Raw genomic sequence first — 20737 nt, 5'->3', positions numbered from 1 at the left:
GGCGACTCTAGCGAAAGCGCACACCACTTCAACCTGGAAACTGCCCTGGGCCCGGCCCGGGCTCAGCCCGTCGGCGTGCCGGGCGGGGCACGCCGCATTGACCCGATCACTCGAAGAGATGACCCAGGTCGTGATGGCCCATCTGGTCGGCCTTGGTCCGCAGGTAGCGCTCATTCTCGGGGCCGGGCCGGGTCAGCGACGCCTCGCGCTGCACGACCTCGATGCCGAACTCGGCTAGCGCCGCCATCTTCAACGGGTTGTTCGTCAGCAGCCGGATGCGGTGCACGCCCAGCGCGCGCAGCATGCAGGCCGCAGCGTCGTAGCGGCGTGCGTCGATGGGCAGGCCCAACGCGGCATTGGCCTCGATGGTGTCCTTGCCAGCGTCCTGCTCGGCATAGGCGCGCAGCTTCTGTACGAGGCCGATGCCCCGGCCCTCGTGGCCGCGCATGTAGACGATGGCGCCGCGGCCCAGCGCCGCGATGCTCTTCATCGCGCCCTCCAGCTGCGGCCGGCAGTCGCAGCGCAGCGAGCCGAACACCTCGCCGGTCATGCACTCGGAGTGCACGCGCACCAGCGGCGGCTCGTCGCCGGTGAGCTCGCCCAGGCTCAGCACGACATGCTCCTGGCCGCTGTCGCTTTCGCGGAAGCCGTGGATGACGAACTCGCCGTGCGGGGTCGGCAGCCGGGTGGAAACGATGTGTTCGATCTTCATGGTCTGGGCGCCATTGTCGCCCCGCACGGGGAAACCCGTACTCAGCCGGGTTAGGCTGCAGCCTTCCACCCTGTGCAGGAGTAGCAGCATGGCTCGAGACATCCACTTCCAGCGCCCCGACGGCACCAGCGTTCCTGGCTATCTGGCCGAGGCGTCACACCCGGTCGGCGCCGTCGTCGTCATCCAGGAATGGTGGGGCCTGAACGACCAGATCCGCGGCGTGGCCCAGCGCTTCGCCCGCGCTGGCTTCACGGCGCTGGTGCCCGACCTCTACCGCGGCAAGCACACCGTCGAGGCCGAAGAGGCCCACCACCTGATGACGGGCCTGAACTTCGCCGATGCCGCGACGCAGGACGTGCGCGGCGCCGTGCAGTACCTGAAGAGCCTGAATCTCGGCAGCGGCAAGGTCGGTGTCACCGGCTACTGCATGGGCGGCGCGCTGACCGTGCTGTCGTCCGTGCACGTGCCCGAGGCCGACGCCGGCGTCGTCTGGTACGGCATGCCGCCGCTGGAGTACGTGGACGCGTCGCGCATCAAGATGCCGCTGCAGGCCCACTGGGCCACGCAGGACGCCTTCTTCGCCATCGCCAACGTCGACGCGCTGGAAGCGAAGTTTGCCGAGGCCGGTGTGCGCTACGAGGCGCACCGCTACCTGGCCCATCACGCCTTCGCCAACGAGACCGCCCAGGGCCCGGGCCGCATCCCGAACACGCAGTACGACGCGGCTTGGGCCGAGCAGGCCTGGGACCGTACGATGCGGTTCTTCGGGCAGCAGCTGGGCTGACGTGGCCACCGCGCTGCGGCGCCTGCTGCCCGAGCTGCGCGGCTGCAGGCACTGCGAGCCGGCGCTGCCGCTAGGCGCCAAGCCCATCTTCCAGCTCGACCGGCGCGCACGCATCCTCATCGCCAGCCAGGCGCCGGGCCGCATCGCCCATGAACGCGGCCGGCCGTTCGACGACGCCAGCGGCGACCGCCTGCGCGCCTGGCTCGGCATCACACGCGAGCAGTTCTACGACCCCACATGCTTTGCCATCCTGCCGATGGGCCTGTGCTTTTCCGGCGCGGGCCCGTCAGGCGACCTGCCGCCACGGCCGGAATGCGCGCCGCTGTGGCGCCGGCGCGTGCTGGACGCGCTGCCCTACTTGCACCTGATGCTGGCCATCGGCGCCCATGCACTGGGCTGGCACCTGCAGCGCCGTGCGTCCGTCGACGAACTGGTGGCCGGCTGGCGCGACGGACTGGCCAAGGGTGTACTGCCGCTGCCGCATCCGAGCCCCCGCAACCAGCGCTGGCTGCGGGATCGGCCATGGTTCGCGGCGGAAGTGCTGCCGGCGCTGCGAGAGGCCGTGCAGGCCGTGCTGGTGCGCTGAGGCGCTGCAACCCTCGCGTGCCGCCGTGAACCAGCGTCCGGCCCGGCGGCAACCCTCCGCCGACGGCGACACGTGCCAGGCCGAAGACGGGAAAGTGGAAATTCAACGAACTCACATTGCCGGCCATTTGCGGTCGCTGACGACAGGCAGCCACGAGACGGCTCACGTCGCTTGACCGTCCCGCGAGCCAGGCTCCATCCCTCCCCTTGCTCTTGTGTACACATTGATCCACAATACCCAGCACGCAAGATGCTCATGGAGTTCAACATGGAAAGCGCAAGGGTCGGCATTCGTGAGTTTCGCGCGGGGCTTGCCGAGTTCATCGCGTCAGACAAACCTGTTGCGGTTACCCGGCATGGCCAAACGGTGGGCTACTTCATCCCGACACACGGCCAGTCCGAAGCCGATGTCGTCGCGCTGAAGAAGGCAGCAGCCGAGCTGGATCGCATCTTGGCTGCCAGGGCGATCGACGTCGGCGAGGTTGCATCGGAGTTCAAGGCTGCGCGTAAGGCAGGCTCAAAGCAGCAGAGCAAGACTGTCGTTCGTTCGAAGCTTGCGTGATCAGGCGATGAGGCAGCGCGCTATCGTCCTCGATGCAAACATCTTGATCCGCGCTGTTCTGGGGCAGCGTGTGCGCGAGCTGATCGTGGGGTCTCTGGCTGACGTGAGCTTTTTTGCTCCGGACACCGCCTTCGACGAAGCGCGCAAGTACCTCCCCGGATTGTTGGAGAAGCGAGGTGTCGACGGCGCGGCTGCCCTCGCCACTCTCGATGCACTTGAGTCCGTGGTACGCCCGCTGGACTCAGAGATGTACCGGTCATTTGAGCAGCGCGCCCTCGCACGCATAGGGGAACGCGATGCCGACGACTGGCCAGCTCTGGCCTGTGCATTGATGTTGGATTGCCCCGTTTGGACCGAAGACGCCGACTTCTTCGGCACGGGTGTGGCCACCTGGACGACCAGCCGGGTCAAGTTGTACTTGTCACCTGACGAGTCTCCCTCGCCCGAAGAGTCTGCAGGGTGAGATCGATGGGCCGATACGTAGGCTGGGGCCTAGGGTTGCTGGCCAGGACGGCGCATCGGAACCCATGTCAGGCACCCTGAGGCCGCCGGCGCCGGGCGGAGTCGTTGTGCTTTGGGAGCGGTGATGCCGCAAGAGGTACTCCCAAGATCGAACGTCGAGACCGACCGACTGCAAGCGGGCGCCGAATTCCGCAGTTTCTAGGTCCGCTCAGGGTCGGATCCGGAATTTCGCAACGCCGCATGGCGGTTGTTCATGTCGCCGCCGTTCGAACCTGCGGCGCGAATGTTGGCTTCCTTGAATGAACCGGCCATTGCGCTGGCAAACGCGCTGGCGTCCGAATGACCGCTGCGACGCCGACGCCGCGAGTCCGCCGGCCGCCGCCGACCGACCAGGTTCGCCACATAACAGACGCCGCTTTCTTGACGCGCCCAGCTCGCCGGACCATGTGATTCCGCCTGTCCCCCCCGGGCATCAAAACGGCAGCGCCGTGGTCGCCTTGACTTCCTCCATCACCGCATACGTCCGCGTCTCCCGCACGCCCGGCAGCGTCCAGATCACGCTGCCGATGAATTCACGGTAGGCGCCCATGTCGCGCACGCGTGTCTTGAGCAGGTAGTCGAAGCCGCCGGCCACGAGGTGGCATTCGAGGATCTCGGGGCGGGCCTGCACGGCGGCCTTGAACGTGTCCATGACGTCCTGCACCGTGCGGTCCAGGTGCACCTCGATGAAGACCAGCATCGCCGCCCCCAGCTTGGCCGGGTTCAGCCGCGCCTCGTAACCGAGGATGTAGCCATCGCGCGTCAGCCGCTTAACGCGCTCCAACACGGCCGTGGGCGACAGGTGCACTGCCTCGGCCAGCTTGAGGTTGGAAATGCGCCCGTCGGCCTGGAGCACGCGCAAGATGCGGGCGTCGATCTTGTCGAGGGTGGCCTCGCTGCTCATCTGGATTTCCTTCGGCACAAAGTGCAATCGTTGGAATTTAATCCAGCACCACTCTTCATACATTGCTGATCTCACCAGGAGAAAGCCATGTCCGCGTTCATCACCCCGCCCGAGCAACCGCGCCTGCCGGACCCGTACCGCGACGAAAGCAGCGCCGTGCAGGCCCTGGCGGCACGCATGGGCAGTGCGCTGGACTGGACGCAGGTCGTCGCGATGGCCACGCCGTGGGTCGAGCAGGTGCGACGCCACCCCGCGCCGTTCTGGGCGATGGAATCGCTGCTGCGCGAGTACCCCATCACCAGCGCCGAGGGCCTGGCGCTGATGCGGCTGGCAGAGGCGCTGCTGCGCGTGCCGGACGCCCCCACAGCCATCGCGCTGACGGCCGACCAACTCGGCCGCGCCGACTTCGACGGCGCCAGCCAGGGCAGCCCGCACAAGATGCTGGCGGCGCTGTCGGCGTCGGCCATCTCGATGTCCAAGCGCTTCTTGCCCGGTGCCGAGGACGAGGGTGGCCTGTTCAAGCGCCTCGGCGCGCAGACCGTCGTCGCGGCCACGGTGCGCGCCATCCAGCTGCTGGGCCGCCAGTTCGTGCTGGGCCGCAACATCGGCGAGGCGATGTCCGAAGCCGATGAGGCGCGAAACGCGCTGAAGAACCTTCGATTCAGCTACGACATGCTCGGCGAAGGCGCCCGGACAGAAGACGACGCGCGCCGCTACCACCGGGCCTACGTCAACGCCATCAAGGCCATCAGCGCCGGCCGCCGCGCCGAGTCGCCGGAAGGCTCGGACGGCATCTCGATCAAGCTCAGCGCGCTGTTCAGCCGCTACGAGGTGCTGCAGCGCGAGCGCGTGTTCGCCGAGCTGCTGCCACGCGTGTGGACACTCATCGAGCTGGCCGCCGAGGCCAACATCAACCTCACCATCGACGCCGAGGAGGTGGACCGCCTGGAGCTGTCGCTTGACGTGCTGGACGCGCTGGCGGCGCGCATCGCCATCGTCTGCCCCGAGTGGCGCGGCTTCGGCCTGGCCGTGCAGGCCTACCAGACGCGCGCGTTGGCGGTCGTCGACGAAGTGGCGGCCATCGCTCGCAGGCACGGCCTGCGCTTCATGGTGCGGCTCGTGAAGGGCGCATATTGGGACGGCGAGATCAAGCGCGCGCAGGAGCTGGGGCTGCCGCACTACCCCGTGTTCACGCACAAGCAGCACACCGACGTGAGCTACCTGGCCTGCGCCCGCGCTCTGATCCAGCATGCCGACGTCATCTACCCGCAGTTCGCCAGCCACAACGCCGGCACCATCGCCGCCATCGTGCAGATGGCCCGCGCGGCCGGCGCGGCCTTCGAGATGCAACGGCTGCATGGCATGGGCGAAGGGGTGTACCGCGAGGTGCTGAAGGACGGCAGCATCCCCTGCCGCGTCTACGCGCCGGTAGGCGAGCACCGCGATCTGCTGGCCTACCTCGTGCGCCGGTTGCTGGAGAACGGCGCCAACTCGTCCTTCGTGCACCAGCTGGCCGACCCGGCCGTGCAGGTGCCCGAACTGCTGGGCTCGCCACTGGCGGACGTGCGTTCGACGCCGTCGCTGCCGCTGCCACCGGCGCTGTACATGGACGACAACGGCCGAGGCCGGCGCAACTCCACCGGCGCCGACCTGGCCGTGCCCGCACAGCGCGCGCCGCTGCAGAGCGCACTCGACAGTACCGTCATCGCTGCCGTGCCCGAAGCGACCAGCGCCGATGTCGAGGCTGCGATGCAGCGCCTGCACGCCGGCTTCCCCGCGTGGAACGCCCGCCTCGTGACCGAGCGCGCCGCGTCGCTGCGCCGCGCGGCGGACGCGCTCGACGCGCGCCTGCCCGAGTTCTGCGCGCTGCTGGTGAAGGAAGCCTTCAAGACCCAGGCCGACTGCATCGCCGAAGTACGCGAGGCCGTGGATTTCCTGCGCTACTACGCGGACCAGGCCGAGGCCGACGCGACGGCGATGCAGGGGCGCGGCGTATTCGTCTGCATCAGCCCGTGGAACTTCCCGCTGGCCATCTTCGCTGGCCAGGTGGTCGCCGCGCTCGTGGCCGGCAACACGGTGGCCGCCAAGCCCGCCGAGCAGACGCCATACGTCGCGCTGAAGATGGTCGAGCTGCTGCACGACGCCGGCGTGCCAGCCGACGCGCTGGCGCTGCTGCACGGGCCGGGCGAGACCGTCGGCGCCGGCCTCGTGGCGCAAGTGCACACCGCGGGTGTGTGCTTCACCGGCTCCACCGCCGTCGCGCAGACCATCAACAAGGCGCTCGCTCGCAAGCCGAACTCGCCCATCCCGCTGATCGCCGAAACGGGCGGCCTCAACGCGATGGTCGTGGACTCGACGGCACTGCCCGAGCAGGTCATCGACGCCGTCGTGCAGAGCGCCTTCCGCTCGGCTGGCCAGCGCTGCTCGGCGCTGCGCCTGCTGTGCGTGCAGGACAGCATCGCCGACGGCGTCATCGAGATGCTCAAGGGCGCGCTGCAGCAGCTGCGCGTGGGCGAGCCGGCGCGCTTAGCGACCGACGTGGGTCCGGTCATCGACGACGAGGCACACGCCAACATCGCCCGCCATATCGAGCGGCTGAAGCGCGAGGCCACGCTGATTGCCGAAGCGCCGGTGGCCGAGCCGCTGCCACGGCAGATCCGCCCCATCGCCTTCGAGCTGCCCAGCGTGCAACGCCTGCGCGAGGAGATCTTCGGCCCGGTGCTGCATGTCGTGCGCTTCACGGCGCCAGTCGACGAGGTCATCCGCGACATCAATGCGCTGGGCTACGGCCTGACGCTGGGCATCCAGACGCGCATCGACAGCCGCGCCCAGCGTCTGGCGGACGAGGCGCGCATCGGCAACGTCTACGTCAACCGCAACATCATCGGCGCAGTCGTCGGCGTGCAGCCCTTCGGCGGCGAAGGCCTGTCCGGCACCGGCCCCAAGGCCGGCGGGCCAGACTACCTGCGCCGCTTCTGCGCCGAGCCAGTGCTCGACGCGCCGGCCCCGGCGCTCACGCTAGATGCACAGGCCGCCCCGCTGGCCGTGGCCGCCGATACCACCTGGCGCGACATGCCGCTGCTCGACCGCATCGCCCTGCTGCGGCGCGCGGCCGACACGCTGGACGCGCCGACGGCCCACGCGCTGCGCGGTCTGTTCACCGCGGCACAGACGCAGTTCGCCGAACTGGCCCTGCCCGGCCCCACCGGCGAGAGCAACACGCTGCGCCGCCACGCGCGCGGCTTGTTTGCGGTGCTGGGCCGCGGAAACGCCGGCCTGGCCGCAGCCGTCAGTGCGCTGCTGGCCGGCAACAGCGCGATCTGGCTGGGCGGCGACGAACGCGCCCGCCAGGCGCTGCTGCGCGCCGGCCTGCCCGCTCAGGCGCTGACGCTGCTGGCCGACTCCGCCTTGCCCGGCCTGCTGGCCGCGCCGCAGCTGGCCGGCGTCGCGCTCGCCTCGTCAGACGCCGCCGCGGCCCACGCGCTGGCTCAGGCGCTGGCCGCACGGCCCGGTGCCATCCTGCCTCTCGTCACCGCCGCGGGCCATGGGCGCCAGCTCTACCGCTTTGCGGCGGAGCAGACGTTGACGGTGAATACGGCCGCAGCGGGAGGGAACGCGGCGCTGCTGGCCGGCGTCCACTGAGCTCAGTAGAAGCCCTCGCGGCGGCGGTAGCGTTCGGCACGCGCGGCGTCGTAGCCCCCTGCATCGAAGCCCTCCCCCTGGATGGCCCGGTGCACCTCGCCGCCCGTGGGCAACACCGCCGGGTCCACGAAACGCGCCGGGTCCCAGAAGTTCGAGCGCAGGAAGGCCTTGCTGCACTGCGTGTAGGCCTCCTCGATGTCCACCAGCAGGCCCAGCCGCGGCGTCTTGCCCTCCACCACGCTGGGAGCGAGCAGGGCCGCGTCGGTCGTCAGCACGGCGCGCCCATTGACGCGGAAGGTTTCCGTCGCGCCCGGCACGATGAAGAGCAGGCCCACCCGCGGATTGGCCAGCACGTTGCGCATCGAATCGGCCAGCCGATTGCCCGGGCGATCGGGCAGCAGGAGCGTGCGATCGTCGAGGATGCGCACGAAGCCGGTCGGGTCGCCGCGAGGGCTCACGTCGCAGCGGCCCTCGGCATCGCTGGTCGCCAGGCACACCAGCGGCGACAGCTCGATGAACCGCCGCGTCGCGGCATTCAGCCGGTCGGTGATCTTGGCGCAGGTCAGCGGCGCGGGCTCGCCGATGAGTTCGCGCAGCTGCGCTTCGGTGTGAATGAGGTCGGCGGTCAGCCGGTGGGCGGCAGGCGCGGGCATCGCAGGTCTCGCAAGGTGTGATGGCCGGATTGTGGGCGCAAGACGGCGCGGCACGCGGCCACGCCGCGCACTCCCAGCCAAGCCATCGCCGCCGTGGCGACCAGCATCGCTGCCATGTGAACCGCCACGGCAGACAGCGCGAGGGCCAGCGACCCCGTCGCCGTGATCTCCCGCGCCGGTGAGCCGCTCAGGCACAGTGGCACGAAGGCCGGCACCAGCATCAGCCCGCTGCCCTGCACCGTCGCGGTGGTAAATGACACGGCCATGGCGCCCAGGAGCCCGGCGCGGCGGCGCCGGCGCCACGCAAGCAGCGCGGTAGCCGCCACCACAACCACGGCGAGTGTCCACAAGCGGTCCATCGCAAGGCCCAATGCCACGGCGACCGCAACGGCAGCGACCGACATCACGTGGCCCGCCGCCACGAGCGCCAGCACGCGCAGCGCGTCGCGGCCATCGCGCGAGCGCCAGCCGCAGGCCGCCGCCAGCGCCCAGCCCGAACACGGGTTGAGCCCGTGCAGCGCGCCGGCACCGGCCACGGCCAGCCAGGGCCAGAGACTCACGGCGCCGTTCATGGCCGTCAGGCCTTGTCCGCGCCGCAGCAACTGGCGGGCGCGGGCGGCATGTCCTCGTAGCGGTCGTGGTGCCGCACCCATTCCATGGTGTACGACAGCCCATCTTCGTCGCGGCCCTTGGGCGTCAGGTCCACGAGGCTGTAGGTGCCCATCATCACTTCCACGCCGCGGCCGAACGTCGAGTACGTGTGGAAGACGGCGCCAGCGTCGTCCTTGTAGAAAACGCTGATACCGGGCGCCTCCGTCTGCGGGAAGGCCGTCATGTGGAAGTTGTAGTAGACCTCGCCGTCCTGGCGGTCCTCGGGCTCGAAGCTGACGTGGAAGTCGCGGTTGAAGTCGCTGCCTTGGGACGACGCCCAGGGGAACTGCCAGCCCATGCGCTCGCGGAAGCGCAGCAGCTCGGACAGCGGCGCGCGCGACACCACCAGCAGCGCGATGTCACGGTGGGCCAGGTGCAGCGCCATGCCATCGAGATGGTCGGCCATGTAGGAGCAGCTCTTGCAGCCCTGCTCCCAGCCGGGGCCGAACATGAAGTGCTGCACCAGCAGCTGCCGCCGGCCCTGGAACAGCTCGCTCAAGGAACGGGGGCCGTCGGCGGTGTCGAACACGTAGTCCTTCTCCAGCCGCACCCAGGGCAGTGCCCGGCGTTCGGCGGCGATGCGGTCGCGCAGCTGGGTGAGTTCCTTCTCGCGCGCAAGCAGCGCCTTGCGGTCGGCGATCCAGCGGTCGCGGGTCACGGTGGGGTGGTCGGTCAGGGTCATCACAGGCTCCAGGGTTGAAGAAGGCATGCGGCGGCTGCACCCGGGGTCAGGTGCGCGTCGCGGTTGAAGAAATCAGGGTTGAGCTGCGGGCGGCTCAACGCCGTCGGCATCGCCGTCCCCGCGGGGACCGGCTAGCCTTGCCCGCGTTCAGCGAGACGGGGCGAGGGGCCTCTTGACAGCGCGCAGCCTGGCGCTGCTGCCGCCGCCGGCGTAAAGCAGGTCGCGTCCGTCGGACTCCAGGCCGCTCACGTTCGCGCCCTCGGGCATCTGCAGGCGCTGCAGCACCGCACCGCTGACCGGGTCGACGCGGCGGATGTCGCTCGTGTCGCCCTCCCACGTGCCATGCCACAGCTCGCCGTCCACCCAGGTCACGCCGGTGACGAAGCGGTCGGACTCAATGGTGCGGCGGACGGCCCCGGTGCCGGGGTCGATCTGGTGGATCTTGCGGGCGCGGTACTCGCCGACCCAGAGGCTGCCCTCGGCCCAGGCCAGGCCGGAGTCGCCGCCCGCGCCGGGTGCCGGAATGGACGCGACCACCTCACCGCTGGCCGGGTCGATCTTGTCGATGCGCGCCTCGGCAAGCTGGTAGAGGTAGCGGCCATCGAAGGCAGTACCGGCGTCCGCCGGGCGCTCGATGCGCCGCTGCACCCGGCCATTCGCCGGATCGATGGCCACCAGGGCCGCCCCGGCGGCCAGCCACACGCGCTCGCCATCGTGCGTGACGCCGCCGATCTGGCCGACGCCGTCGATCGAGTCGTATTCGCGCACGATCTCGGCGGCCTGGGTGTGAGGTGCAGATGCGTCGGTCATCGTCGTCTCCGGGTGAGGGGCGCCGGGGTCAGCGCATGGACGTGAATCTACGCAAGCGGCAGCGCGGCGGGGAGTAACAAGATCGTCGTGAATCCGGTCAGCGGCGGCGCCAGCCAGCGGCGCGCCCGCGCCTGGCCGATGGCCCGCACGCGGCCGCTGGCCTCCAGCTCGGCCAGCGCGCGCTGCACGGTGCGCTGGCTGTCACCCAGCGCCAGGGCCAGCGCCGACGTGGACCAGGCCGCCCCATCGGCCAGCAGCGCCATCAGCTCGCCCGCGTCGCCGTCAAAAGGGGGCACCAGCACCACCACCTCCCGCTCCTGCTGCGGGCGCAGCGCGAAGCCGGTGGGCGTCGCGTCGATGCGCGCGAAGGCCGCCACCAGCGCACGCAGCCGGCCGATCTCCACGCGCAGCCGGGCGCGGTGCGTGTCGTCCGTGTCACGCAGCCGGAAGGCACGGGCGATCAACGCGTCACGGCCCGCGTCGCCGGGCCAGGCCTCGGCCAGCACGCGCAGCAGCGTGAAGAGCACCGGCCGGCGAGCAAGCGCCAGCTGCAGGTCGCCCGCGCACAGTCGGTGGCGGCAAGCGTCCACCACCAGCGCGCCGGATGCCAGCAGCGCCGCCACGTCGTGCAGTCGCAGCGGCCTTGGCTCGCCGCGGCCCAGCCGACGAGCCGCGGGCTGGGTTAGCACGTCGCTCAGCTGGGCGGCCTCGGCCTGCAGTGCCGGGATGCCGCTGCGCTGCGCCGCCAGCGTCGCATCGGCCAGCGCAGCTTCTGCCTCGGCCACCTGCAGCTGGCGCAGCGCCAGCTCGGCCCGAGCCAGCGCCGCCACTGCGGCTGGCAGTGGCGGCCGCCCCGTCGTCTCAGCGCAGGCCAGCAGCGCCGACGCGTCGCCCAGCCTGCCCAGCAGCAGCGCACGCCGCGCAGCGATCAACGTCGCCTGCAGCGCATTCGCACGGTCGCCCTGCGCGGCCAGCGTGGCGCGCGCGGCCTCCAGCGTGCGGGGTGGCGCGGCCACGTCGCGCAGCGCCAGCGCCACCTCGGCCTCGGCCACCACGCAGCGCGCATGCGACAGCGCCTCGTGGGCACCGAACCCGCGCGCCGCCCGCCGCAGCAGCTCGCGAGCACGCGCCAGCTCGCCCAGCTGCGCCATCGCGATGCCCCGCAGCGCCAGCGCGGGCGGGTCGTCACGCAGAGCCACGTGCTTGAGCGCCTGCAGTGCGTCTCCAGCGGCCAGGGCCCGGGCGGCGGCGGAAATCAGCGAATCCATGCCCACAGCGTAGGGCCTGTCGGGCGCGGCCCGACAGCAGCCGCTGCCCGCGCCGCGCCACCGTCGCCCGCCCGGCGATCTGCACAGTGGCGCCTGAACGGCTAGAAGAATCCGTCCAGAAAGGCTGCGGCCTCGGTCGACAAGCCCACGATCTTGTCGGTCGCCTGGCGGTAGAACTTGAAGTTCAGCTCCGTCTCGGGCCGACCGTCGTTCCAGTCGTCGAACGGCTTCAAGTCCGCGCGACCGAGCCGCCGCAAGGCCGGCGCGTCGCGCCGTACGGAGACGCTCACGCGCGGCGTCTGCCGCTGGACGCCGGTCAGCCGCGGCGTAGCTTCAGTCGCGGTGACGACGCCGCGCGCCACCAACCCCACGCCGCCCTCGTTCTCGCTGGCGAAGAGGAAAAGCCTGTCCCCCACGGCGATGTACCTGCCGCCGTACATCGTCTTCTGTGCCGTGAACGTCCACGACCGCGCGCAAGGGTCGGCGATGCCGGTCTTGATCGCATAGGCCGTCCCGTCAGTCATGCCCAGCCATGGCCTCGTAGCGCCGCTCGCCGGTGCGCGGGTTGAACAGCACCCTCATCGGCTGCCCCGACTCGGGGTCGATGAAGCGTTCCTCCGTGGGCTCCCAGCCCTCGCCAGCGACGGTGCGCGCACGGTACCGCCAGCGCTCCACCGCCACGGCCAGCGCGAGGCCGCCGCTCCACAGCGCCACAGGCAAGGCGTCACGATGACCCAGCCACCACACGCCCAGCCCGACGGCAAACGCCGCGACCGACACGATCAACAGCAATGTGCGCAGCATGGCGTCAGCCCGGCAGCTTCTCGACGACGACCGCCGTGCCGTAAGCAACGATCTCGCTCATCGTCTGCCCCATCTCGGACGAGTCGAAGCGCATCATGACCACCGCACTGGCACCCATCAGCGTGGCGTTCTTGACCATGCGGTCGATGGCGTGGCGGCGGGCCTCCTCCAGCAGTTGGGTGTACTCCGTGATCTCGCCGCCGACGAGGGAGCGCAACCCGGCCATCACGTTGCCCGCGAGGCCCCGGCTGCGCACGACGACGCCGAAGACTTGGCCCTTGACCTCGGTGACGCGGTGGCCGGCGAGGTTCTCGGTAGTGACGATCAACATGCGGTGCTCCTGGCAAAGACGTGGCGGGATGCTAGGCCGGCCGGCATCAGGAATCCGTTAGGGCGCCTCCACAATAAGCCCAATGACGCCCGCGCCCGACGACGACCCCGAGCCCCTGCCGCCGCCCCAGCCCGACCTGGACAACTGCTGCGGCAACGGCTGTGACCCGTGCATCTTCGACCTCTACGACCTCGCGATGGACGACTACCGCCAGAAGCTGCGGGCGTGGCGGGAACGGCATCCCGACGGCCGCTGAAGGAGACCCCCTCATGTGCCGCAACATCCGCACCCTCTTCAACTTCGAGCCGCCCGCGACCGAGGTGGAAATCCGCGATGCGGCCCTGCAGTTCGTGCGCAAGCTCAGCGGCTTCAACGTGCCGTCGCAGGCCAACCAGGCGGCGTTCGACCGCGCGGTAGCCGCCATCACGGCGGAGGCCCGCACGTTGATCGCCTCGCTGACGACAACGGCCGAGCCGAAGAACCGCGAGGTGGAGGCCGCCAAGGCCCGCGCGCGGTCGGCCGAACGCTTCGCGCGCTGACGCACAATCGCCGCGCCCCGGCTCTCCCAGCACCTCATGCGCCTGAAGATCGCCCTGACCCTCGTCGCCCTGCTGCTGCTCTTCATCGCCTGGCTGTTCTTCGCCTAGCGCTGGAGCTACTCCGACGGCGAGCGGGCCGGCTGGGTGCAGAAGTTTTCGCACAAGGGCTGGGTCTGCAAGACCTGGGAGGGCGAGCAGGCGCTCGTCTCGCTGCCGGGCACGGCTACCGTCGAGAAGTTCTACTTCACGGTGCACGACGAGGCGACGGCCGCCGCCATCAACAAGCTGATGGGCCGGCGCGTGAACCTGCACTACGAGGAGAAGGTGGGCCTGCCGGGCTCCTGCTTCGGCGACACGCGCTACTTCGTCACCGGCGTCACGCCGGTGGACGAGATCTCGCTGACGCCGGGCGTCGTCGTGCCGGTGCCGGCCGCCGCCACGCCGGCAGCCAGCGGAGTGACGCCATGACCATCGAGCTGGACCGCGCTGAGCGCGAGCAGGCCATCGCGTCGCTGCAGCGCTACCTGGAGGCCGAGTTCGATGACCGCGTTGGCAACCTTGCGGCCGGCGCGCTGCTGGGCTTCTTCCTGGAGGAGATCGCGCCCCTCGTCTACAACCAGGCCGTGACCGAGGTGCAGGAGCGCCTGGCCCAGCGGGTTGCCGAGGTGGACGTGGAGGTACACGAGGACGCCTTCCAGTACTGGAGCCGCCGCGCTCCGAAGGGCGCCGGGCGGCGCTGAGCTGGATTGAATGCAGCGATGACCCGCTCCGCGGTTTAGCGAAACTAGCGGCTTTTCGTCCACACGCTTGGCGCCAGCGCGCCGCGCGCCGGCACCGCATGGCTTCCCTGTTCCGCCCCCTCACCTCGCGCTTCGAGCGCCTCGTCGATCCCTACCCCGAGACCGCCGTCGCCGCGCCGCCGAATGGCTTCTTCGCCTTCCTGTGGCGCTGCGCGGATGGAGTGCGGCCGCATCTGTTCGGCATCACGCTGCTGACGGCCAGCATCGCAGCGGCGGAGGCCTGGTTGTTCAGGCTTGTAGCCTCCCTCGTGGACCGGCTCGCGGCCGTGAAGCCGGCCGAGTTGTGGAGCCAGCCCCAGCCAATCGTGACGATGCTGCTGGCCGTGCTCGCCGCCAGCATCGCGCTGACCGGGGCGCAGGCGCTGACGAAGTACCAGGGCGTGTTCGGCAACTTCCCGATGCGGCTGCGCTGGATCTTCCACCGCCGCATGCTGGCGCAGAGCCTGGCCTTCTTCGGCGACGAATTCGCCGGCCGCATCGCCACCAAGGTCATGCAGACCGCACTGGCAGTGCGCGACACATGGCTCATCGTCGTGGACATCCTCGTCTACGTGGCCGTCTATTTCGGCACGATGGTGGCCATCGTCGCCGGCTTCGATGCGTGGCTGATGGCGCCGTTCGGCCTCTGGCTGGCGCTGTACGTCGTCGCACTGCGCTACTTCGTGCCGCGGCTGGGCAAGATCGCGCAGGCTCAGGCGGATGCACGCAGCCTGATGACGGGCCGCATCACCGACGCCTACACCAACATCGCCACCGTCAAGCTGTTCGCCCATGACCGGCGCGAGGCCGCCTATGCCAAGTCGGCGATGCAGGACTTCATGGTCACGGCCTACGGCCAGATGCGGCTGGTGACGGGCTTCGAGGTCGTCAACTCGGCGCTGTCGGCGCTGCTGGTGGGCTCCACCGCGCTGCTGTCGCTGTGGCTTTGGAGCACGAGCGCCGTGGGCGTGGGCGCGGTGGCCGCCGCCACGGCCATGGCGATGCGGCTCAACGGCATCTCGCACTGGATCATGTGGGAGATGGCGTCCCTCTTCGAGCACATCGGCACCGTGCAGGACGGCCTGACGACGCTGTCAAAGCCCAACACCGTGGTGGACGCTGACGGCGCGACCGCGCTGACCGTGCCGCGTGGCGAGGTGCGGTTCGAGCAACTGCGCTTCGCCTACCCGAACGGCAAGGTCGTCGTCGACGGGCTGGACCTGACGATCAGGCCCGGCGAGAAGATCGGCCTCGTGGGCCGCAGCGGCGCGGGCAAGAGCACGCTGGTGAACCTGCTGCTGCGCCTGCACGACCTACCGGAAGGCGGCGGCCGCATCCTCATCGACGGACAGGACATCCGCCACATCACACAGGACTCGCTGCGCCGCCACATCGGCATGGTCACGCAGGACACCTCGCTGCTGCACCGCTCGGTGGCCGACAACATCCTCTACGGTCGCCCCGACGCGACGCCCGCCGACCTGGCGCATGCCGCCCGGCAGGCCCATGCCGACGAGTTCATCGCGCAGCTGTCCGACCCCAAGGGCCGCACGGGTCTGGAGGCCTTCGTCGGCGAGCGCGGCGTGAAGTTGTCCGGCGGCCAACGCCAGCGGATCGCGATTGCCCGCGTCATGCTGAAGGACGCACCCATCCTGCTGCTGGACGAGGCCACCAGCGCACTCGACAGCGAGGTGGAGTCGGCCATCCAGCAAAGCCTCTACACGCTGATGGAAGGCAAGACGGTGGTGGCCATCGCGCACCGGCTCTCGACCATAGCCGCGCTGGACCGCCTCATCGTCATGGACGCCGGCCGCATCGTCGAGCAGGGCACGCATGCCGAGCTGCTCGCGATGAACGGCATCTACGCGCGGCTGTGGGCGCACCAGAGCGGCGGCTTCCTCGGGCTCGACGACTGACCCCGGCCCATGGGGCCGGCGCGGCACCGACGGCCCGGCTCAGCGTGGCAGAAGCTGAGTGCCGGCCGGCAGCGGCTGGCCGCCCAACTGCGCTGCCAGGAAGGTGGTGCTCAGGCTCAGGCCGCTGCCCAGGTCGGACTGCGCGGCCTCGGTGGCACTGCCGCTGCGCGGCCCGCGGGCGCCGCCACCGGCGGGGCCTCTCGCATGGCCCTCGCCGCGCCCGCCGCCCATGCCGCCCCCCAGCCCGCCGCCCATGCCCGCCGGGCCACGGTGCTGGTCCTGCCCATGCCAGCCCTCGGGCGCCAGCGTGCCGGCGAGCGCCGCGTGTGAAACGGCGCCCAGCATCAGCAGCCAGCCGCTGCCGGGCGCCAGCGTGTCGAAGGCCTGGCGACGCTCGCCGGGGCTGCGCAGCAGGCCCAGCGGGTCCTGGTCGACCTCGCTGGTAATGACCAGCGTCGGCGCGCCATGGGCGGGGGCTTGCATGGCCGGCGGGCTGATCGCGAGGACAGCCTGCCAGCCGGCGTCGCCGCGAGAATCCAGGGCCGTCTGCGCCCCGGTGTCATAGCCGGCCAGTGCGGCACGGCGCCAGTCCAGCGCGGGCTGGGCTGCCTGCATCGCCGGCAGCAGGCGGCGCAGCGCGGCCAGGCGGTCGGCGCGCAAGGCATCGCCGTAGTGCAGCAGGCCCAGCTCGCGGAACTCGCCGGTGCGCGACAGCTCCGACCTCCAGGCCGCCGCGTCGGCTTCAAGCGGCTGCACCGCCAGCACCGTGTAGCCGGCCTGCGCCCAGGCGGTGGCCCAGCGCTGGCCGGCGTCGCTGCCCTGGCCCAGCCCGGGCAGGTAGACGACGACCGGCGTGGCGGCCGGCGCGTGGGCGCTGCGCGTGACGTTCACGCGCCGCCCTTGCACCTCGAAGCTGGCCAGTGCCAGCCCCAGCTCGCGCGTGGCGGTCTCGACCCAGGGCTTGGGCTCGGGCGGGCCGCCGGCGCAGGCGGCAAGCGTCAGGCAGATGGCCGCCAGCAGCAGCGTGCGGCGGTCCGGACGGGCGGGTCGATGCGGGCTCATGAGCCCTGACGTTAACCGGGCCTTGTCGCTGGTTTGTGTCTGACCCGGCTGGCTCTCAGCCCCTGCGTCGCCGCCAGGCCAGCAGCCCGCCGCCGGCGGCCAGAAGCGCCCAGCTGGCCGGCTCTGGCACGGCCGCCGCCTGGAAGTCGCTCAGCGCGAGCCCCTGGCCGCTGCCGTAGTGCACGACGAAGCTACCGGCACCATCGGTCGTCAGCAGCCGGCCGCCGTCGGCCACGTTGGCGAACTGGCCGACCCAGTCGCCCGCGGTGCCGACCAGCTGGAAGCTCTGTCCCGCCGCCGCGGTAAAGCCGCCGATGAAGCTGAGCTGCAGCCGCGTGTCGGTCCCGAGGTCCACGTTGCCACCGACGTCCAGCGCGTCGTAACCGCTGCCGCGGGCGAGGCCGCCCAGCTCCATCGCCAGCACGGCGCCGCCGGCGAAGCTCAGGCCCTGCCGCACGCTGAACAGGCCGGCGCTCTCGCCCGGCGCCAGCGTGGCCGCCTGCACCGCCAGCCGCTCCAGCTCACCATGCCCGCCCAGAGTGCCGGCCTCGACGGTGGTGAGCCCCGTATACCCCTGCACGCCGTTCACGACGAGTGTGCCCTCGCCCGTCTTCAGCAGGCCGAGGCCCGGCTGCAGCTCGCCAATGCCGCGCGCCAGCACCAGCGTGTGGCCGTTCGTGTCGATGAAGCCCGCCGTGTCGCCGGCGCTGCCGTCCAGCAGCACGGTACGGCCGGCGGCCAGCGTGAACGAGTCCCAGGCGCGCAGGCCACCGATGGCGCTGCGCGTCGTTTCACCGTCGAACACGCTCTTGCCGAGGACGAGCCGGTTGCCCGCCGCGCCCAGCGAGCCATCGGCCGTGAGGCCCACCACCGCGGCGCCGAAGCCTTGCGGGTCGCCCAGCACGAGATCGCCGGTGAAACGGTTGTCGCGCGCCGCCAGCCGCACGTCGGTCGAGCCGCCATCGCCGCCCAGGCTCGACGGCAGGCTGCCGCCCTGCAATCGCAGCGCCAGCGGGCCGGTCAGCGTGCGTTCGATGACGACGGACTGGCCGCCGGCCAGGAAGCCCGCGCCGCCCGTGCCGATCTGCAGGTTCGCCGCGTTGCCGATCACCAGCGGCGCCGCCAGCCGGCCGCTGGCCTCCAGCGTGCCGTTGTCCAGCCGCAGCGCGTTGGTGGCCGCGCCCAGCGCGTCGACATGGCCCGCGGTGAGCCGGCTGCCGTTCGTGACCGCGATGCCGCCGCTGAAGCCGTTGGCGCCGTTGAGCGTGACGGCCCCGGGCGAGAAACCGTCGCGGCCGACGAGCAGCTGGCCCTGGCCCGTCAGCATGCCGTCCAGCGTGCCGAACAGCGGGTTCAGCCGGCCACCGGCGCCCAGGTCCACGGTGCTGCCATCGCCGGTGTTGAGCGATGTCACGGTCAGCGCATGGCCGCCGAGTGCCAGCTGGGCGCCGGCCGACACGTCAACCAGGCTGCGCGGGCCCAGCGCTTCGTCCACGCCCAGCGCCAGCGTGCCCTGCAGCACACGCACGACGTTGTCGGCACCGGTGCGCGTGTTGGCGGTGTTCAGCGTCCAGGTGCCGGCGCCGGCCTTGGTCAGCCCCAGGCCGTCGATGGGCTGGTTGAAGATGACGTCGAAACCGTGGGTGTCCACCGTCATGTCGCGGAAGCTGGTGCTGCGCGTGGCGGCGATGTCGAGCCGGCCCGCCGCGACGAGCGTGCCGGGCAGCGTGAAGAAGCCGCTGCTTCGGCCCAGGTTCAGCACGCCGGTGGCAGCACCCAGGCGCGCATCGCTGTCGATGACGAGCACGGCGGCCTGGCCGTCCGATTGACCGGCCACGGTGACGCCGCCGGCGTGCGTGGCGGTGCCGCTCAGCACGTAGCGCGCCGCGCCGCCGAGGTTGAGCCGGCCGTCGCCGGTGATGGGGCCGGCGAGCGTGTGATCGCCGCCGCCGCTGATGGCCGCGGCCGTGCCGATGACCGTGAGCGGGCGGGTTAGCGTGTAGCCGTCGGGCAGCGCCAGCGCGCCACCCAGCGTGACACCCTGGCCGGCCTGACCCAGGTTGCCGTCGTTCAGAAAGCGCAGCGTCGTCAGGTTGGGCAGGCCGGCCGCATTGACCGTGCCGTCGTTCAGGATGGCCAGCCCGCCGGCGAAGCTGTTGTCGCCGGTCAGCGCGATGTTGGGGCCGACGAAGCTGATGCCGCCGTCGCCGCTGATGGCGCCGCTGACGGTGTTGCTGCCGCCGCCGAACTGCACGAGCGCCTGGCCGCCGGTGGTGACGAGGGGGCGCGTCAGGCCCAGGCCGTCGCGCACCAGCAGCCGGCCGCCGCTCACGAACTGCAGCTTGGGGCTCGCCGTGCCCAGCACGCTTTCGCGGCCCAGGCTCAGCGTGCCGCTGCCGCGCAGGCTGACCTGCCCGTCAAATTCCAATGGCACGGTGCTGCCGAGGCTCAGCGTGCCACCGCGCACGTCGAGGTCGTGCTGGCCGGTGAGCGCGCCGGTGACGACCAGCTCGCTGAAGCTGTTGGGCGTGAAGTCCACCAGCACGCGGCCACGGCCGGCGAGGCTCGCGACGGTGGCGCTGCCGCCGTTGCCCGACGCCACGAGGTCGCCCGTGCCGGTCACGGCACCGGTGCTGATGGCGCCGCCGTTCGGGCGCAGTGTCAGCGTGCCGTTGCCGTTGATGGCGGCGGTGGTCAGCGTGTTGTTGGCGCCGCCGGTGCTCAGCGTCAGCGGCTGACCGGCGCGGTCAACCGGGCTGCCGACGACGAATTTCACCGGCCGCGCGGGCGTGCCCCCCACGGCGGTGATGGTGGCCGCATCGGTCAACGTGATGGCGCCCTGCACGATGCCTCCCGGCACCAGGCCGAACGGCGTCTGCACGAAGCCGGCGCTGCTGCTGAGCGTGCCGCCCAGTGCGATGGACGCGGTCAGCGTGGTCGAGACGTTGGAGTCCACGATCTGCAGCTCGCCGCCGTGGGCCACCTGGATGCCGCGGGTCGCCGCCAGGCCGCCGGCGGCCACGCCCAGCGCGGCGCCGCTGGCGACCGTCGTGCCGCCGTCGAAGCTGTTGCTGCCGCTGAGCACGGTGCGCCCGCCAATGGCGGTGAAGCCGCCGCTGCCGCCGATGTCGCCGCTCAGGAAGAGCTGGCTGCCACTGCTGGGGCCGCCGGTGACGTGCAGCGTGCTGTCGAGCACCAGCGCGTTGTCAACGGTGCCATGGCCACCATCGGACAGCAGGCGCAGCGCGGCGCCGTCGCCCTGGAAGCGCAGCGCCTGGCCGCTGACGGCGGGCGCCGGCGCGTTGGCGCCGAGCGTGAGACTCAACAGCGTGAGGCCGGCCATGTCGTTGAAGCTGGCGGTGCGCGTGGCGCTGTCCAGCAGCAGCTCGCCGCCGGCCGCGGGCAGGCCGCCAGTCCAGTTGGCGGCATCGCTCCAGTTGGCGCTGCCGGCGCCGGTCCAGACATGGACGGCGGCGCCGCCCGGCGCGGGCAGCATCCCCAGCAGGGCCAGGGCGGCGGGCAGCGCGCGCAGCGCGTATCGGCGAGCCACGG

22 protein-coding genes are annotated in these 20737 nt (G+C 71.1%); 10 read left to right on the top strand and 12 right to left on the bottom strand.

All coding sequences use genetic code 11. The features are described 5' to 3' along the window. Positions 1–106 precede the first annotated feature (106 nt). Entirely contained in the window at positions 107–712 is a 606-nt protein-coding gene (gene ribA, locus LXT13_RS04285) for a GTP cyclohydrolase II (RefSeq protein WP_233370380.1), read from the bottom strand. Positions 713–800: 88 nt separating this feature from the next. On the opposite strand from ribA, the gene LXT13_RS04280 reads away from it, so the two are divergent. The 4 genes from LXT13_RS04280 to LXT13_RS04265 all read left to right on the top strand — a co-directional run bounded on the left by LXT13_RS04280 (position 801) and on the right by LXT13_RS04265 (position 3106). Next, the gene (locus LXT13_RS04280) at positions 801–1496 is read left to right on the top strand and encodes a dienelactone hydrolase family protein (RefSeq protein ID WP_233370379.1); all 696 of its coding nucleotides are present in this window, start codon (positions 801–803) and stop codon (positions 1494–1496) included. A gap of 1 nt (position 1497) precedes the next feature. Further along, on the top strand, positions 1498–2082 hold the full coding sequence (locus LXT13_RS04275) for a uracil-DNA glycosylase family protein (RefSeq protein ID WP_233370378.1): 585 nt from the start codon (positions 1498–1500) through the stop codon (positions 2080–2082). A 255-nt stretch (positions 2083–2337) separates the two neighbouring features. Then, positions 2338–2643, top strand: coding sequence for a type II toxin-antitoxin system Phd/YefM family antitoxin (locus tag LXT13_RS04270; RefSeq protein ID WP_233370377.1), 306 nt, complete (start codon positions 2338–2340; stop codon positions 2641–2643). A 7-nt stretch (positions 2644–2650) separates the two neighbouring features. Then, positions 2651–3106, top strand: coding sequence for a PIN domain-containing protein (locus LXT13_RS04265; protein WP_233370376.1), 456 nt, complete (start codon positions 2651–2653; stop codon positions 3104–3106). A gap of 471 nt (positions 3107–3577) precedes the next feature. Here LXT13_RS04265 and LXT13_RS04260 read toward each other — a convergent pair whose 3' ends face one another. Further along, the gene (locus LXT13_RS04260) at positions 3578–4048 is read right to left on the bottom strand and encodes an Lrp/AsnC ligand binding domain-containing protein (protein ID WP_233370375.1); all 471 of its coding nucleotides are present in this window, start codon (positions 4046–4048) and stop codon (positions 3578–3580) included. 87 nt (positions 4049–4135) lie between these two features. Here LXT13_RS04260 and LXT13_RS04255 point away from each other — a divergent pair, with 87 nt between their 5' ends. Further along, positions 4136–7690: an L-glutamate gamma-semialdehyde dehydrogenase gene (locus tag LXT13_RS04255; protein WP_419964642.1), complete on the top strand. Its 3555-nt coding sequence runs from the start codon at positions 4136–4138 to the stop codon at positions 7688–7690. Between the two features lie 2 nt (positions 7691–7692). Here LXT13_RS04255 and LXT13_RS04250 read toward each other — a convergent pair whose 3' ends face one another. From LXT13_RS04250 to LXT13_RS04215, 8 genes are all read right to left on the bottom strand, one after another. Then, positions 7693–8343 carry an MSMEG_1061 family FMN-dependent PPOX-type flavoprotein gene (locus tag LXT13_RS04250; protein ID WP_233370374.1) on the bottom strand — a complete coding sequence of 217 codons (651 nt, stop codon included), beginning with the start codon at positions 8341–8343 and terminating at the stop codon, positions 7693–7695. Next, positions 8316–8903: a hypothetical protein gene (locus LXT13_RS04245; protein WP_233370373.1), complete on the bottom strand. Its 588-nt coding sequence runs from the start codon at positions 8901–8903 to the stop codon at positions 8316–8318. Before LXT13_RS04245 ends, LXT13_RS04250 begins: the two co-directional genes overlap by 28 nt. Positions 8904–8920: 17 nt before the next feature. Beyond that, positions 8921–9676 carry a DUF899 domain-containing protein gene (locus tag LXT13_RS04240; RefSeq protein ID WP_233370372.1) on the bottom strand — a complete coding sequence of 252 codons (756 nt, stop codon included), beginning with the start codon at positions 9674–9676 and terminating at the stop codon, positions 8921–8923. Positions 9677–9823: 147 nt separating this feature from the next. Continuing rightward, positions 9824–10486, bottom strand: coding sequence for a Vgb family protein (locus LXT13_RS04235; protein WP_233370371.1), 663 nt, complete (start codon positions 10484–10486; stop codon positions 9824–9826). Between the two features lie 47 nt (positions 10487–10533). Then, on the bottom strand, positions 10534–11754 hold the full coding sequence (locus LXT13_RS04230; protein WP_233370370.1) for a helix-turn-helix domain-containing protein: 1221 nt from the start codon (positions 11752–11754) through the stop codon (positions 10534–10536). A gap of 101 nt (positions 11755–11855) precedes the next feature. Next, the gene (locus tag LXT13_RS04225; RefSeq protein ID WP_233370369.1) at positions 11856–12278 is read right to left on the bottom strand and encodes a hypothetical protein; all 423 of its coding nucleotides are present in this window, start codon (positions 12276–12278) and stop codon (positions 11856–11858) included. Continuing rightward, a complete protein-coding gene (locus tag LXT13_RS04220) occupies positions 12271–12558 on the bottom strand; it encodes a hypothetical protein (protein ID WP_233370368.1) in 288 nt (95 codons plus the stop codon). The genes LXT13_RS04225 and LXT13_RS04220 overlap by 8 nt, the downstream gene beginning before the upstream one ends. A 4-nt stretch (positions 12559–12562) precedes the next feature. Continuing rightward, positions 12563–12889, bottom strand: a complete 327-nt coding sequence (locus LXT13_RS04215; protein ID WP_233370367.1) for a YbjQ family protein — start codon at positions 12887–12889, stop codon at positions 12563–12565. An 82-nt stretch (positions 12890–12971) separates the two neighbouring features. On the opposite strand from LXT13_RS04215, the gene LXT13_RS04210 reads away from it, so the two are divergent. From LXT13_RS04210 to LXT13_RS04190, 5 genes are all read left to right on the top strand, one after another. Continuing rightward, the gene (locus LXT13_RS04210; protein ID WP_233370366.1) at positions 12972–13145 is read left to right on the top strand and encodes an oxidoreductase-like domain-containing protein; all 174 of its coding nucleotides are present in this window, start codon (positions 12972–12974) and stop codon (positions 13143–13145) included. 13 nt (positions 13146–13158) lie between these two features. Next, entirely contained in the window at positions 13159–13428 is a 270-nt protein-coding gene (locus tag LXT13_RS04205) for a DUF2277 domain-containing protein (protein ID WP_233370365.1), read from the top strand. A 144-nt stretch (positions 13429–13572) separates the two neighbouring features. Further along, complete coding sequence (locus LXT13_RS04200; RefSeq protein WP_233370364.1) at positions 13573–13896, top strand: hypothetical protein; 324 nt, start codon at positions 13573–13575, stop codon at positions 13894–13896. Next, positions 13893–14168, top strand: a complete 276-nt coding sequence (locus tag LXT13_RS04195) for a DUF2164 domain-containing protein (RefSeq protein WP_233370363.1) — start codon at positions 13893–13895, stop codon at positions 14166–14168. Before LXT13_RS04200 ends, LXT13_RS04195 begins: the two co-directional genes overlap by 4 nt. Positions 14169–14266: 98 nt before the next feature. After that, positions 14267–16123 carry an ABC transporter ATP-binding protein gene (locus LXT13_RS04190; RefSeq protein ID WP_233370362.1) on the top strand — a complete coding sequence of 619 codons (1857 nt, stop codon included), beginning with the start codon at positions 14267–14269 and terminating at the stop codon, positions 16121–16123. Positions 16124–16162: 39 nt separating this feature from the next. On the opposite strand, the gene LXT13_RS04185 is transcribed toward LXT13_RS04190, so the two are convergent. Together LXT13_RS04185 and LXT13_RS28760 are read right to left on the bottom strand one after the other, a co-directional pair. After that, complete coding sequence (locus LXT13_RS04185) at positions 16163–17185, bottom strand: alpha/beta hydrolase (protein ID WP_233370361.1); 1023 nt, start codon at positions 17183–17185, stop codon at positions 16163–16165. Positions 17186–17240: 55 nt separating this feature from the next. Continuing rightward, on the bottom strand, positions 17241–20735 hold the full coding sequence (locus tag LXT13_RS28760; protein ID WP_233370360.1) for a beta strand repeat-containing protein: 3495 nt from the start codon (positions 20733–20735) through the stop codon (positions 17241–17243). Positions 20736–20737: the final 2 nt, after the last annotated feature.

The sequence above is a fragment of the Pelomonas cellulosilytica genome, from assembly GCF_021353265.1.
Taxonomy (GTDB): Bacteria; Pseudomonadota; Gammaproteobacteria; order Burkholderiales; family Burkholderiaceae_C; genus Pelomonas; species Pelomonas cellulosilytica.
This window is presented reverse-complemented; position numbering and strand designations above follow the sequence as displayed.

What these genes read in the sequence shown, in the direction of transcription:
- LXT13_RS04185 (WP_233370361.1), bottom strand. Translation starts at nt 17,185, where the DNA reads ATGAGCCCGCATCGACCCGCCCGTCCGGACCGCCGCACGCTGCTGCTG.
- LXT13_RS04240 (WP_233370372.1), bottom strand. Translation starts at nt 9,676, where the DNA reads ATGACCCTGACCGACCACCCCACCGTGACCCGCGACCGCTGGATCGCC.
- LXT13_RS04255 (WP_419964642.1), top strand. Translation starts at nt 4,136, where the DNA reads ATGTCCGCGTTCATCACCCCGCCCGAGCAACCGCGCCTGCCGGACCCG.
- LXT13_RS04210 (WP_233370366.1), top strand. Translation starts at nt 12,972, where the DNA reads ATGACGCCCGCGCCCGACGACGACCCCGAGCCCCTGCCGCCGCCCCAG.
- LXT13_RS04270 (WP_233370377.1), top strand. Translation starts at nt 2,338, where the DNA reads ATGGAGTTCAACATGGAAAGCGCAAGGGTCGGCATTCGTGAGTTTCGC.
- LXT13_RS04250 (WP_233370374.1), bottom strand. Translation starts at nt 8,343, where the DNA reads ATGCCCGCGCCTGCCGCCCACCGGCTGACCGCCGACCTCATTCACACC.
- LXT13_RS04235 (WP_233370371.1), bottom strand. Translation starts at nt 10,486, where the DNA reads ATGACCGACGCATCTGCACCTCACACCCAGGCCGCCGAGATCGTGCGC.
- LXT13_RS04225 (WP_233370369.1), bottom strand. Translation starts at nt 12,278, where the DNA reads ATGACTGACGGGACGGCCTATGCGATCAAGACCGGCATCGCCGACCCT.
- ribA (WP_233370380.1), bottom strand. Translation starts at nt 712, where the DNA reads ATGAAGATCGAACACATCGTTTCCACCCGGCTGCCGACCCCGCACGGC.
- LXT13_RS04195 (WP_233370363.1), top strand. Translation starts at nt 13,893, where the DNA reads ATGACCATCGAGCTGGACCGCGCTGAGCGCGAGCAGGCCATCGCGTCG.
- LXT13_RS04205 (WP_233370365.1), top strand. Translation starts at nt 13,159, where the DNA reads ATGTGCCGCAACATCCGCACCCTCTTCAACTTCGAGCCGCCCGCGACC.
- LXT13_RS04280 (WP_233370379.1), top strand. Translation starts at nt 801, where the DNA reads ATGGCTCGAGACATCCACTTCCAGCGCCCCGACGGCACCAGCGTTCCT.
- LXT13_RS04230 (WP_233370370.1), bottom strand. Translation starts at nt 11,754, where the DNA reads ATGGATTCGCTGATTTCCGCCGCCGCCCGGGCCCTGGCCGCTGGAGAC.
- LXT13_RS04220 (WP_233370368.1), bottom strand. Translation starts at nt 12,558, where the DNA reads ATGCTGCGCACATTGCTGTTGATCGTGTCGGTCGCGGCGTTTGCCGTC.
- LXT13_RS04265 (WP_233370376.1), top strand. Translation starts at nt 2,651, where the DNA reads ATGAGGCAGCGCGCTATCGTCCTCGATGCAAACATCTTGATCCGCGCT.
- LXT13_RS04260 (WP_233370375.1), bottom strand. Translation starts at nt 4,048, where the DNA reads ATGAGCAGCGAGGCCACCCTCGACAAGATCGACGCCCGCATCTTGCGC.
- LXT13_RS04215 (WP_233370367.1), bottom strand. Translation starts at nt 12,889, where the DNA reads ATGTTGATCGTCACTACCGAGAACCTCGCCGGCCACCGCGTCACCGAG.
- LXT13_RS04190 (WP_233370362.1), top strand. Translation starts at nt 14,267, where the DNA reads ATGGCTTCCCTGTTCCGCCCCCTCACCTCGCGCTTCGAGCGCCTCGTC.